This window comes from Corynebacterium ulcerans (assembly GCF_900187135.1).
Classification (GTDB): Bacteria; Actinomycetota; Actinomycetes; order Mycobacteriales; family Mycobacteriaceae; genus Corynebacterium; species Corynebacterium ulcerans.
Genome location: NZ_LT906443.1, coordinates 763,521 through 776,770, shown reverse-complemented (window position 1 = coordinate 776,770; position 13,250 = coordinate 763,521). Strand labels below are relative to the sequence as shown.

Below are 13,250 nucleotides of genomic sequence, written 5' to 3'. Positions count from 1 at the left end.
AGCTGAATGCAAGTTTTTGATGCTACGCTGCGTCATCGTGAGCTGACCCAAGAGATTTTTAATATTGGCGATGAGGTTGCAACCTACATCGAGAATCTCGCTGAGGCCATCGCGGATTGGGATGCAGAGCTGGTTGATGATTGCGTCGCCGAGCTGGAAGAGATCTTTGAAGATGCGCGCCGGGATTCCCGGGCCGTAGTTCGGGAGCTTGTCGGCCTGCGTCAGGCGCTGACATCGGGATTGGCTTCGGGGACTGTGGCGGCGTCGGCTGCTATGGAGGATGCGGTCGATCGTCCGGTTGTGCTCAACGCGGAGTCTTTGCGGGAGAGGTTCCCGATTCAGAATTCTCCTGTTATCGTTCGTGAGCTTTCGCAAGCTTTGGAAGCGCGAACTGACTTGGTGGGCGAGTACCTTGCTCACATTGTGTCGTGGGAATTGTTGGAGACGGAAAAAGCGGCGCGAGATTTGGATGCGCTTAATTTGCCGATGCTGTATTCCCGTACGGCTGAGATCGTGTTTGCAGCAGCGCGAGCATGGACTGAAGCCGTGGCGACGGAACACCCGGGGTACACACGAACAATGCGTGGTGCGCAGCCGCCGGCGTTTCTCAATGAGCGCGCGCGTATCGACGCCGTCGTGGCTAGGGTCATCGCTAAGCGTGCGGGATCCGGCGAGTATGTTGGCTAGATCATGAGCCAAAAAGATACGCCTTTTGGGGTGTACGTCCATGTGCCGTTTTGTTCTTCTCGTTGTGGGTACTGTGACTTCAATACGTACACACCCGGCGAGCTAGGGAGTTCTGCTTCTCCGGAAAGCTATCTGGATGCTCTAGAAATAGAGCTGGCCTTAGCCGCGCAGATTCGGGCAGATTCGGGTGATACTAGACAAGCCAGTACGGTTTTTGTCGGCGGTGGTACTCCGTCGATGCTTGGGGCCGCTGGCCTGGATCGTTTGTTGCGCGCCGTACGTAATTCCACAGGTATAGCACCTGGCGCAGAAGTGACTACGGAGTCAAACCCGGAATCGACTAGTCCTGAGTTTTTTGATGCCTTGCTGAACTCGGGCTTTACCCGGATCTCTCTGGGTATGCAATCGGCTTCTTCGAGTGTGCTGAAAGTGCTCGAACGCAAGCACACCCCTGGAAGAGCCTTTTCTGCGGCTAAAGAAGCACTCTCCGCTGGTTTTCAGCATGTCAATCTCGACATGATTTATGGAACCCCCACAGAAACAGATGAGGATGTTCGTGAGACTCTCGCTCGCGTCGTAGACACGGGCGTGGACCATGTGAGTGCGTATTCGCTGATCGTGGAGGATGGTACGGCGATGGCTCGTAAAGTGCGCCGTGGGGAATTACCGCCTCCTGATGAAGACACATATGCGGATCGTTATTGGATGATCGATCAGGCCCTACGCCAGGAAGGCTTCTCTTGGTACGAGGTGTCTAACTGGGCACGTGAGGGTGGCGAGTGCCAACATAATATGGGGTACTGGCGCGATGGGGATTGGTGGGGTGCGGGCCCTGGCGCGCATTCGCATATTGCGCAACGCCGTTTCCATAACATTAAGCATCCAGCTCGCTATGCCCAGGCCCTCCTAGGCGGAGAATTGCCGGTCAAGGAAGAAGAGACCTTGAGCGACGTTGAACGGCATGAGGAGAAAATCATGCTGGGCTTGCGTCTTAAAGAAGGCGTGAGTATTTCGGAGTTCTCTGCCGGTGAGTTGTCTGTGATCGAGGCGCGGGTTCAGCAAGGGCTGCTGCGCGTTGAAGCGGGGCGGGTGCGGGTGACGTCGAAAAGCAGGCTCTTGGCGGACGGGATTATCGCCGACATCTTGGTTGCAGACTGATACCCGCCGGGGCAACAGTTAAGCTGGTGTGCGGTAATGGCGAGTCGAGGCATCCACGAGGAGGGAAACCACCATGGCGGGATCTACTGAAAAACGCAGACGTGAAGTACTTCGCGCGATAGTGGCGGACTACATTCAGTCTCAGGAACCTGTGGGATCAAAGGCGCTGTTAGAGCGGCATAATCTCAACGTCAGCTCGGCTACCATCCGCAATGATATGGCTGTGCTGGAGTCTGAAGGGTTTATCATCCAGCAGCACGCAAGCTCAGGGCGGATCCCCACGGAAAAGGCATACCGTGCGTTCGTGGATTCCTTGAGCGACATTAAACCCATGTCGGCAGCGGAGCGACGTGCCATCTTAAATTTCCTTGAAGGCGGGGTGGACCTTGAGGACGTTTTGCGCCGTTCCGTGCAATTGCTGAGCCAGTTGACGCGTCAAGCATCAGTGATCCAGCTGCCTAATCTTAAGGTTTCTCGGGTTAAACACTGCGAAGTTGTGCTGCTGAGCCCTGTGCGGCTTTTGCTTGTTCTCATCACTGATAATGGGCGAGTAGAGCAGCGCAACGTGGAACTCGATCAGGTATGCGAGCAGGAGCACGTTCTGAAGCTTCGCGACGTCCTCAACCGGGCCTTAGACGGTAAAACCCTCAGTGATGCCTCTGTTTCTTTGGCAGAACTTGCAGACCCCACGAATACGGACATCTTAGTATCACCGGAAATCCAACCGATGGTGCTCAGATGCGCAACCGTGCTCATTGAGACTTTGGTGGAACAGCCGAATGATCGTCTTATCCTTGCTGGGGCATCTAACCTCACCCGGATCGCCCGCGACTTGCCCGCGGCGTTGCCTTCCATGCTGGAGGCGTTGGAAGAACAAGTAGTGGTGCTGAAGCTGCTCACCAACGTTCAAGACCTAGGCCACGTGAGCGTTTTGATCGGCCGGGAGAATGAAGACGAACAACTACGTGGGACATCGGTCGTGACTACCGGCTATGGTGCACAGGGAGAAACCCTAGGTGGCTTGGGGGTAGTGGGCCCCACGTTCATGGATTATTCCGGAACGATGTCCAAGGTCTACGCGGTGGCTCAATATGTATCGAGGGTCTTGAGCGGAGAATAATCCCCGTGGGGCGGTTTCTCTTTTCAGTACCGTTCGCCGCTAGCGAATTAGGAGCCCTAGTTTTCCCTCCTTAGCGTGCGCATCGTTATCATTGTTGTTTCGGTCCTTTCAGTTCATATCATGGTGTTTGCGCTGTTGTTTTAGATAGCCAGATGTGAATGCCAAGAAAATGATTGAGCTTGGCTGGGTTGGATATTTCTCAAAAAATAGCTGAAGGAAGAATTCTTTTACTGTGGCTCGTGACTATTACGCAATCCTTGGCGTCGAACGTGACGCCACTGATAACGAGATTAAGAAGGCATACCGCAAGCTTGCGCGTAAGTACCACCCGGACGTTAACGGGTCGGACGAGGCCGCGGAGAAATTCAGCGAGCTCTCAATCGCCCAAGAAGTGTTGCTAGACCCCGACAAGCGCCGCATTGTGGACATGGGTGGAGACCCCATGGAGCAAGGCGATGGCGGAGGCTATGGCGCCGGCGGCTTTGGCGGTGGTGGCCTGGGCGACATCTTTGAGGCATTTTTTGGCGGTGCGGGTGCGTCGCGTGGCCCTCGCTCACGTGTTCAGCCAGGGAATGATGCCCTCCTTCGTTCCTCGTTGACGTTGGAAGAAGCATTTTCTGGCGTGAAGAAGCCCATCACCATTGATACTGCCATTCTGTGCGATCTGTGCGAGGGAACAGGCTCCAAAACCAAAGCAAAGCCGAACCCATGTGGTCACTGTGGTGGAACAGGTGAGATTCAGCAGGTCCAACGCTCCTTCTTGGGCAACGTGATGACTTCTGCCCCCTGCCCTGTGTGCCAGGGAACCGGCGAAGTTATTCCTGATCCCTGCGATAAATGCGCAGGCGACGGTCGTGTGAAAGCACAGCGCGACCTCGTGGTTAATGTTCCAGCAGGCATTTCTGATGGCATGCGTATTCGCATGGCGGGCCAAGGTGAGGTGGGCCACGGTGGTGGACCTGCGGGCGATCTCTATGTGGAGATTCATATTCGGCCGCATGCCGTGTTCCAGCGAGAAGGAAATGACTTACATCTGACGGTTCATGTTCCTATGGTCGATGCCGCTTTGGGCGCTGAGATCAACGTGGAATCTCTGGACGGGAAAACCGTGGAGTTTACTATACCTGCAGGTACACAGCCTGCTGAGCGTATTGTTGTGGAAGGTAAAGGCATGCCACAGCTACGCAACACAGGCAACGGAAATATGATTGCCCACGTTGATGTGACTGTGCCTACGGCGTTGGATGAGACGTCGAGAAGCTTGCTCACCCAGTTGCGTGAACACCGCGATGAGGTTTCAAAAGTCTCGCACGCCGAGGACGGCGAGGAGTCGCTGTTTGGCCGTATACGTAATAAGTTCCGCAGATAATGTGAGGAATTAACCTAATGTCGCTGCCTACCTTTGTGTACGACCTTGACTCTGTCCTCCAAGGCCAGCGCCCCCACCTTCCCCACGTGGGGGAGGCCGTTCGCTTGGACGGTGCTGAGGGACGCCATGCTGTGAGCGTGAAGCGCATTGTTGTCGGGGAGCGCATCAAGCTTATCGACGCCCACGGTGCCCACGTTGAAGCGCTCGTAACGGAAACGTCTGGGAAAGACAAGCTCACAGCGCGCGTTGAATCTAGCGGCGTGCAAGAGGCTGCGACTCCATCCGTCACGGTTTTCCAGGCGATTCCTAAGTCGGAGCGTTCGGAATTGGCTGTTGATTTGCTTACCCAGGGTGGAGCGGATGCGATAGTCCCGTGGGAAGCCCAGCGGTGCGTTGCCAAATGGACGGGCGCTAAACGCGAGAAAAGCGTACACAAGTGGCGGGCGGCTGCGGTTGCGGCGGCCAAACAGTCACGGCGTTCTGCTATACCGACGATTGACTCTCCCGTCACTACATCGGAGTTGGCGCGGCGGCTGGCAACAGAGGGCTTTGACATGGTTGTGATGCTGCATGAGGATGCACAGCAGCCTTTTGCGGCTCTTCCGCTGCGTGAGGCCGCCTCGATTGCCTTGATTATTGGGCCTGAGGGCGGCATCGGCCAAGAGGAGGCCGCCGAGTTGCAAGCCGCCGGGGCGCTATTGACCAAGCTGGGGCCTGAAGTTCTGCGAACCGCCTCGGCTGGAATCGTCGCGCTCGCGGCAATCGGCGCACTGACTTCGCGCTGGTAGAATCCAGTACAGACAGATAACAACTAGAGATAGGTTGAATCAACATAGTGGCTAGTGAGCAACAAACCGTGCGGGTCCGCAGAGATGCTGGCATCATCACCAAAACTGTTGAACTAGATGAGCAGCACTCACAGACGGTGCTCGGGGTCACCGACGAGAACCTGAAAGTACTAGAGAATCAGCTCGACTGCTCCATCTTTGTTCGTGGTACTCAGGTCACGCTCACAGGCCCCGATTATGAGGTCGCTCGTGCAGTCAAAGTGCTCAAAGAACTGCAATCTATCGCTAGACGGGGGCACGTGATTAGCCCGGCCTCCGTGAAACATGCCATAGGAATTGTGACGGTCGAGGCTCCCCAATCAGTGTCACAGGTACTTGCAAGCGACATCATTGCGCGCCGCGGAAAAGTGATTCGGGCAAAGACGCTAGGGCAGAAGCACTATGTCGATGCTATAGACGACAACACTATTGTCTTTGGTCTGGGGCCGGCGGGTTCTGGAAAGACTTACCTTGCTATGGCCAAGGCCGTCCAAGCGCTGCAAACCAAACAGGTCAGCCGCATCATCCTCACGCGTCCTGCGGTGGAAGCGGGGGAGAAGCTTGGATTTCTTCCCGGAACGCTCAACGAGAAGATCGACCCATATTTGCGCCCGCTCCATGACGCACTAAGAGACATGGTTGATCCAGAGATCATTCCGAAGCTCATGGAAGCCGGCATTGTTGAGGTCGCCCCTCTCGCTTACATGCGAGGCCGTACGCTCAACGACGCTTTTGTGATTCTCGACGAGGCACAGAATACGACTGCGGCTCAGATGAAGATGTTCCTGACACGTCTGGGCTTTGGGTCGAAGATGGTGGTTACCGGAGACATCACTCAGGTAGACCTCCCGGGAGGCCAAAAATCGGGCCTGAGACTGGTACGCGATATCCTTCGTGGCGTGGAAGACGTGGATTTCTGCGAGCTTACGTCAGCGGATGTGGTCAGACATCAGCTGGTGGGACGCATCGTAGAAGCCTACGACGACTATGAAGAAAACCTGGAGCGCGCGGCGCGGGCGCGTCGAGAAGCAGAAAGCGAGAGCTAAGTGAGCATCGAAGTCGTTAATGAATCAGGTTTCGACGGGGTGAATGAGGAAGCTCTTATCGACGTAGCCACGTTTGTTTTGGGAGAGATGGATGTGCATCCAGATGCGGAGGCCACTATCTCTGTCGTCGATGTTCCCACCATGAGTGACCTTCATGTGCGCTGGATGGACATTGAAGGCCCTACGGACGTGATGAGTTTTCCTATGGATGAGCTGACCCCCGGGATGGGGCGTCCTGACGCAGAGACCCCCGGTCCAGCCTTGCTTGGAGACATTATCCTCTGCCCGGATTTTGCGATGAAGCAGGCAGAGAAAGCCGGACATGATCTCGGGCATGAGCTCGCATTGCTCACCACTCACGGGTGTCTGCATCTTTTGGGCTACGACCATATTGAGCCTGCAGACGAGCAGACGATGTTTTCTCTGCAAAATGAGCTGCTCTCCGACTGGTATGCGTTCTGTGAAAAGCGCGGTGTGGAGTTTCAGCCAAAGCCTTCCAACGCTGGGGCATTCCCCACAGCAGCAGAACGGGCTGAACTGGATAAACAGGTGCCCGGTGGTGGTATACCCGCTATCGGAGAGCCACGATGACCCCCCTCATATGCGGGGTTGCGACTCTAGGGGCGCTTCTTCTCTCCGGTTTTTTGGGCGCGGTGGAAGCCGCTGTCAGCTCAATCTCTGTGGCGCGGGTTGAGCAGATCAACAAAGACACGGAGTCACGTGCTTCGCGCACATTATTGCATGTGCTGGACAACCGTGCCGAACACATCAACCTCCTTGTTTTATTGCGCACGCTTCTCGACGTCACCGCGGCTGCCTTCGCGGCACTGTTAGCCATTGACCTCATTGAATCAAGCGCGTGGGCTCTGACCGCAGCGATTGTGGGGGTATCGCTTATCACGTTTACTGTCATCGGGGTGTTCTCCCGGACCGTAGGCCGAAAGAACCCCTATACAGTCTCCTTATCCTCCGCATGGTTACTTAGAGCGCTATCTACAGTCTTGGGGCCGATCCCGAGGCTGCTCATTAAGATCGGCAATATCATTGCGCCCGGCCCGGGGTTCCAAGACGGACCGTATTCCACCGAGGTGGAGTTGCGCGAAATGGTCGATATAGCCCAGGAACATGGGGTCGTGGAAATTGAGGAACGGCGGATGATCCAATCCGTTTTTGACCTTGCTTCTACCACAGCTCGCTCAGTCATGGTTCCCCGTACAGATATGGTATGGATCGAATCTGGAAAGACCGCAGGGCAAGCAACGAGCCTGTGCGTGAGATCAGGCTTCTCTCGGATTCCCGTGATCGGCGATACCGTCGATGACATCATAGGGGTGGTCTTTCTTAAAGACCTCGTGCAAAGAACGTACTATTCCACGGACGGCGGGCGCAGCGTTACCGTCGACGAGGTCATGCGTCCAGCGACTTTTGTCCCAGACTCTAAAAACCTTGACACTTTGCTGCATGAGATGCAGCGCGACCGTAACCATATCGCCATGCTTGTCGACGAGTTCGGTGGAATCGCCGGCCTGGTATCCATCGAAGATATCTTGGAAGAAATCGTCGGTGAAATCGCGGATGAATACGACGACCGAGAAATCGCCCCGATTGAGCGTCTTGATAACGAGTCTTTACCTACGTATCGCGTAGTCTCACGCCTTTCCTTAGAAGACCTGATGGAAACCATCAAGGATGACCTCGGCAGAGAGATCGAGTTCTCTGAAGACATCCGTGATCAGGTGGACACAGTGGGTGGCCTTATTGCCTATGAAATGGGCCGTGTGCCCCTTCCCGGGTCTGTAGTAAGCACGAGCGCAATCCAACTACGCGCAGAAGGCGGACGGGATCGTCGTGGGCGGATTCAAGTAAGGTCTGTGGTCGTCTCAGTTTTGCCAGAAGATCCAGGTGTGGAATCACCCTGACACGCCACGCGGGGGTACAACAAGTTTTGTAATCTGTTGCGCTACGCGCATGATTAAACACATGAATATCCTCTCCATCCAGTCTCATGTCTCGTACGGCCACGTGGGGAACTCGGCCGCCGTTTTCCCGCTACAGCGCATCGGTCACGAAGTCTGGCCCGTCCACACGGTGAACTTTTCCAATCACACTGGCTACGGCGAATGGGGAGGCGAATTGATCCCCGCAGCACAGGCTAAAAGCGTTATCGATGGCGTTGCTGCCCGCGGGGCTTTTCCCCACATTGATGCGGTGCTCTCTGGCTATCAAGGTGGCTCGGATATCGCAGACGTGATCATTGACACCGTTGCACAGATTAAAGCTGCCAACCCTGATGCTCTTTATGCGTGTGATCCTGTGATGGGAAATGCCAAATCGGGTTGCTTTGTTTCAGAGCTCATCCCGCCACTTCTGCGCGACCGTGTAGTACCCGTCGCAGACATCATTACCCCCAACCAATTCGAGTTGGAGTACCTCACCAAGGTCCCCGCACATGACCTGGACTCCACGCTAGAAGCCGTTGCCGCCGCCCGCGCCATGGGGCCCAATACCGTGTTGGTAACCTCGGTGCGCAGGCCAGAAACTCCTGCCGACGCCATCGAGATGCTCGCCGTCGATGACAAAGGTGCATGGCTCGTTCAGACCCCATTCCTGGACTTTAAACGCAATGGCTCAGGTGACGTCACCGCTGCCTTGTTCACAGGTCACTACATCCGAGACCATGACGCTGCCTCGGCATTAGCCCGCACCGCATCGTCTGTCTTTGATCTTATTGAGACCACCTATCGCTCAGGCTCACGCGAGCTGCAATTGATTGAGGCTCAAGAGGCTTATGCGAATCCTCGGATGCAGTTCACCGTGGAACAAGTCGGATAACCCGTGGGGAATTACGCCGCGTAGTGTAAGAACGCTTGCCCCATGGCTTACTATGGGGAGAGATTAACTTTGGATTTCCCCACGTAGAAGGAGACAGGTGAGTTTCACCGAGACCCCCGAAGGATTCCGTTCGGGATTCATCAGCTTTGTTGGCCGACCTAACACAGGCAAGTCGACGTTGACCAATGCTCTGGTCGGCGAGAAAATCGCGATTACGGCTAACCAGCCAGAGACCACCCGCCATCCTATCCGCGGTATTGTGCATCGCCCCGACGCACAGATCATCGTGGTGGATACCCCAGGTTTGCACCGACCCCGGACTCTCCTCGGTGAACGCCTTAATGAGGTGGTCAAGGACACCTATGCCGATATGGATTTAATCGGCTTGACCATTCCAGCCGATGAGAAAATCGGTCCGGGTGATCGTTGGATCCTTGACGCCGTGAAAAAGGTTGCCCCCAAGACTCCGATCTTGGGCATTGTCACAAAGGCAGACAAAGTGTCTCGGGATCAGGTCGCGGTACAGCTGATGGCGCTTCACGAGCTGCTGGGAGGGGAGAGCGAGGTCGTCCCAGTCTCGGCCGTCACAGGCGAGCAACGCGATGTGCTTCTCGACGTCATCACAGGGCTACTACCTGAAGGCCCAAAGTTCTATCCAGATGACCATGTGACTGATGATGACACAGAGACCCGCATCGCGGAGCTTATTCGCGAAGCGGCTCTGGCAGGCCTCAAGGATGAGCTTCCGCACTCTGTTGCCGTTCAGATAGATGAGATTCTGCCCAATGAGGAACGCGAGGATGTCTTAGACGTCCATGCAGTGATTTATGTGGAAAGGCCAGGACAAAAGTCGATCATCATTGGTAAAGATGGACGACGACTCGGTCGCATTATCCATAACGCTCGACCGGAAGTCATCAAGATTCTGGGACAGAACGTCTTCCTTGATCTGCGTATCAAGGTCTTAAAGAATTGGCAGCAAGACCCCAAGCAGTTGGGACGACTAGGCTTCTAGTGCGCCGAGACAGCTATCGGGAACGGGCCTTGGTGGTTCGTACTTACGATTTTGGGGAGGCCGACCGCATCGTTGTTCTCCTCACCCGTGGCCGAGGCATTGTCCGCGCCGTAGCCAAAGGAGTGCGACGGGCGAAAAGTCGTTTCGGCTCGCGTTTACAGCCTTTTGTTGAGCTTGATGTTCAACTCTATGTCGGAAGAACGCTTGATTCGATTACCTCAGCGGATACAGTGGCATACTTTGGTTCGCAGCTTATCGACGACCCCACCCGCTACGCCGCAGCCTGTGTCGTCTTAGAATCCGTGGAAAAGATGTCCATCGGGGCAGAGCCCCAGCTCTTTGACCTCGCAGTGGAAGCATTGCGAGGCTTGCAGACCACAGAACAACCACTGTATGACTTAGATGCCTTCTTGTTGCAGGCCATGAACTTCGCTGGATGGGCACCTAGCCTTTTCGACTGCGCTCAGTGTGGTACCTCCGGCCCACATCATGCTTTTCACCCCGTCGCAGGGGGAGCGGTATGTGTGCACTGCAGGCCGCCGGGAGCCGTGGAAGTTGATCCTGAGACGCTGCATATGATGTGGCTGATGGCTGGAGGATTCCGAGAATCGGCCCTTTCCGTGGGGAATCAGGAGAGATTTCTCCAGGCGCATCGGCTCGTGCGTTCGTATCTTTATTTTCACCTTGAGCGAGGGCTGGCAAGCCTCAATGTTTTGGATCAGGTGTGATGATGGCAGAATATAGGCCGTGAATCAGCTACCTGCGCCGCCAAATATTCCTGCGGAATTTCTTCCTCGTCACATTGCTCTTGTCATGGATGGCAATGGGCGCTGGGCTACCCAGCGAGGTTTGAAACGAACTGAGGGACACAAGCGGGGTGAGGCTGTCTTGTTGGAGATGGTCGAGGCCTGCCTTGCTATGGGAGTTCCCTACTTGTCTGCGTATGCATTTTCTACAGAGAATTGGCGGCGTTCCACAGATGAGGTGCGCTTCCTCATGGGGTTTAACCGGGATGTTTTGCAGCGGCAAAAAGAACGGTTGCACGAGCTTGGGGTGCGGATCCGATGGGCGGGGCGTCGTCCGCGTCTGTGGCGCAGCGTGATCAAAGAACTGGAATCGGCAGAAGAGCTGACCAAGAACAACACGAATATGACGCTCGCGATGTGCGTGAATTATGGCGGTCGCGCGGAAATTGTGGATGCAGCCAGGGAGATTGCAAGGCTCGCTGCCTACGGGGAGCTGCGACCACAAGACATTACGGAAGCATCATTCTCGCAGTTTCTCGACGAACCAGATATGCCCGACGTCGATCTTTTCTTGCGGCCGTCGGGAGAAAAGCGCACCTCGAATTTCCTGCTCTGGCAGTCGGCTTATGCTGAGATGGTTTATCAAAATAAATTATTCCCGGACTACACTGCGAATGACCTGTATTGTGCTGTGGAGGAATATGCCCGCAGGGACCGTCGGTTTGGAGGAACCAAGTGACAATCGACTCCACGCAGCCTACGGCTAAGCAGCTGAGAAAATGGCGCCAGTATTTGGCCAATGAGCGTGCCGAGGCCGCCGTGTACCGGGAACTCGCCAAACGAAAAGATGGCGAGGAACGAGAGATTCTTCTTTCTATCGCTGAGGCAGAGGCTCGCCATGAGCAACATTGGCGTGATTTGTTGGGCGATGACGTCGGCATGCCGCAGCGCCCAGATCGTTCAACACGGACCTTGGCTTTTCTTGCGGAGCATTTTGGCTCGGTATTTGCTCTTGCTTTGATGCAATCTGCAGAACAACGAAGCCCCTACGCGGATGATGAGGACGCCACAGCGCAGATGAAAGCCGATGAGGCTATTCACGCTGAGATTGTGCGTGGTTTGGCAGCGCGTGGCCGGGAACAAATGAGTGGCAATTTCCGTGCCGCAATTTTCGGAGCCAATGATGGACTTGTCTCTAATCTGGCTCTCGTTCTTGGCGTGATGGCCTCAGGGGTGAGCTCGCATATTGTGCTGCTTACTGGAATATCTGGCCTATTATCTGGTGCTTTGTCGATGGGGGCCGGCGAGTATATTTCAGTGAAGAGCCAAAACGAGCTTCTCGACGCCTCCTCGCCGCATCCCGGAACTAAATCAGTTATTCCGCAGCTCGACGTGGATGCCAATGAGTTAGCCCTCGTTTATAGAGCGAGAGGCATGAACCATGAAGAAGCAGAAAATAAGGCTGCTGAGGTATTCAGGGTGCTCGAGGCCCAAGGAAACACAGGAAACGTGCCAGAAAAGTATTTTGGCGAGTTGCATGACTCCAAGGATCTCTCAAACAATGGAGCATGGTCCGCGGCGGTATCTAGTTTCCTGTGTTTTGGAGCGGGAGCTTTGGTGCCGATTGTGCCATTTTTCTTTGGTCTTTCCAGCGCAGCAGCAGGCATAACTGCCTTGGTACTGGTGGGAATTGCGTTGATGGCAACCGGTGGTATCACGGGGATTCTATCCGGAAAACCACCGCTGAAGCGAGCATTGAGGCAGCTGGCGGTTGGTTTTATTGCAGCAGCCGTTACCTATGCTTTAGGAAAGCTTTTTGGCGTGGCCTTAGGCTAAAACGCCATAAGCAGCGCCAAATAAAAAGTGACCCTCATAATCCGGATTATGAGGGTCACTTTTTGTATTTTATTAAGCGCTGAGCTTGCATTTCTGGCAGAGTCCGTAGATTTCTGCGTCATGTCCTGTGAGTTCAAATCCGTGAGCAGCCGCGATCTCTTTGGCCCATTTCTCCACGGGGCCTCCGTCGATTTCTACGGTTTTGCCACAATGCGCACAGACGAGGTGATGGTGGTGGTCGTTGCTGAGACAATGGCGGTATAGGGTCTCGCCGTTGGACATATGGAGGACGTCGACAGCTTCAATATCTGAAAGCGATTGGAGCGTGCGGTAGACCGTGGTGAGGCCAACTTTGAGGTCTCGCTTTGTAAGCTCTTGGTGAATGGCTTTGGCTGAGGCAAAGTAATCAAGGTCTTTGAGGACGCTGACAACGGCGGTCCGTTGGCGAGTACTACGTACCCCTAGCTTGGGTACGTTTCGGTCGATAGCGCGATTCATATCTTGTCTTCCTTTCTCGGTGAGAACCGAGAGCGAAAAGCGGAATGCTTTTGGGCATGCACCCGCGGGTGGTGTGGCAGTTGTGGGAGGACAGCCAGGGCACATATTAAGGACTG

General features: G+C 55.0%; 14 protein-coding genes. 13 read left to right on the top strand and 1 reads right to left on the bottom strand.

Features of this window, described 5'->3' with window-relative positions; genetic code table 11:
• Nucleotides 1-6: 6 nt before the first annotated feature.
• The 13 genes from CKV68_RS03490 (at nt 7) to CKV68_RS03430 (ending at nt 12,636) form a co-directional block, all read left to right on the top strand.
• The gene (locus CKV68_RS03490) at nt 7-687 is read left to right on the top strand and encodes a hypothetical protein (protein WP_013911986.1); all 681 of its coding nucleotides are present in this window, start codon (nt 7-9) and stop codon (nt 685-687) included.
• Nucleotides 688-690: 3 nt separating this feature from the next.
• Nucleotides 691-1,845, top strand: a complete 1,155-nt coding sequence (hemW, locus tag CKV68_RS03485; protein ID WP_095075600.1) for a radical SAM family heme chaperone HemW — start codon at nt 691-693, stop codon at nt 1,843-1,845.
• Between the two features lie 73 nt (nt 1,846-1,918).
• Nucleotides 1,919-2,965, top strand: coding sequence for a heat-inducible transcriptional repressor HrcA (gene hrcA, locus CKV68_RS03480; protein ID WP_013911984.1), 1,047 nt, complete (start codon nt 1,919-1,921; stop codon nt 2,963-2,965).
• Nucleotides 2,966-3,197: 232 nt separating this feature from the next.
• Nucleotides 3,198-4,334, top strand: coding sequence for a molecular chaperone DnaJ (dnaJ, locus tag CKV68_RS03475; RefSeq protein WP_095075599.1), 1,137 nt, complete (start codon nt 3,198-3,200; stop codon nt 4,332-4,334).
• A 17-nt stretch (nt 4,335-4,351) separates the two neighbouring features.
• Entirely contained in the window at nt 4,352-5,122 is a 771-nt protein-coding gene (locus CKV68_RS03470) for a 16S rRNA (uracil(1498)-N(3))-methyltransferase (RefSeq protein WP_095075598.1), read from the top strand.
• Nucleotides 5,123-5,169: 47 nt separating this feature from the next.
• Nucleotides 5,170-6,207: a PhoH family protein gene (locus CKV68_RS03465; RefSeq protein ID WP_013911981.1), complete on the top strand. Its 1,038-nt coding sequence runs from the start codon at nt 5,170-5,172 to the stop codon at nt 6,205-6,207.
• Nucleotides 6,208-6,798: an rRNA maturation RNase YbeY gene (ybeY, locus tag CKV68_RS03460; RefSeq protein ID WP_013911980.1), complete on the top strand. Its 591-nt coding sequence runs from the start codon at nt 6,208-6,210 to the stop codon at nt 6,796-6,798. It begins immediately after the preceding gene.
• Nucleotides 6,795-8,126 carry a hemolysin family protein gene (locus CKV68_RS03455; protein WP_013911979.1) on the top strand — a complete coding sequence of 444 codons (1,332 nt, stop codon included), beginning with the start codon at nt 6,795-6,797 and terminating at the stop codon, nt 8,124-8,126. Before ybeY ends, CKV68_RS03455 begins: the two co-directional genes overlap by 4 nt.
• A 61-nt stretch (nt 8,127-8,187) precedes the next feature.
• Nucleotides 8,188-9,039, top strand: coding sequence for a pyridoxal kinase PdxY (gene pdxY, locus CKV68_RS03450; protein WP_014836657.1), 852 nt, complete (start codon nt 8,188-8,190; stop codon nt 9,037-9,039).
• 97 nt (nt 9,040-9,136) lie between these two features.
• Entirely contained in the window at nt 9,137-10,054 is a 918-nt protein-coding gene (gene era, locus CKV68_RS03445) for a GTPase Era (protein WP_013911977.1), read from the top strand.
• Nucleotides 10,054-10,782 carry a DNA repair protein RecO gene (gene recO, locus CKV68_RS03440; protein ID WP_014526077.1) on the top strand — a complete coding sequence of 243 codons (729 nt, stop codon included), beginning with the start codon at nt 10,054-10,056 and terminating at the stop codon, nt 10,780-10,782. Before era ends, recO begins: the two co-directional genes overlap by 1 nt.
• A gap of 85 nt (nt 10,783-10,867) precedes the next feature.
• On the top strand, nt 10,868-11,539 hold the full coding sequence (locus tag CKV68_RS03435) for an isoprenyl transferase (protein ID WP_231910471.1): 672 nt from the start codon (nt 10,868-10,870) through the stop codon (nt 11,537-11,539).
• A complete protein-coding gene (locus CKV68_RS03430; RefSeq protein ID WP_013911974.1) occupies nt 11,536-12,636 on the top strand; it encodes a VIT1/CCC1 transporter family protein in 1,101 nt (366 codons plus the stop codon). Before CKV68_RS03435 ends, CKV68_RS03430 begins: the two co-directional genes overlap by 4 nt.
• A gap of 72 nt (nt 12,637-12,708) precedes the next feature.
• Here the strand turns inward: CKV68_RS03430 and CKV68_RS03425 are convergent, their stop codons facing one another.
• The gene (locus CKV68_RS03425; protein WP_013911973.1) at nt 12,709-13,134 is read right to left on the bottom strand and encodes a Fur family transcriptional regulator; all 426 of its coding nucleotides are present in this window, start codon (nt 13,132-13,134) and stop codon (nt 12,709-12,711) included.
• Nucleotides 13,135-13,250 lie beyond the last annotated feature (116 nt).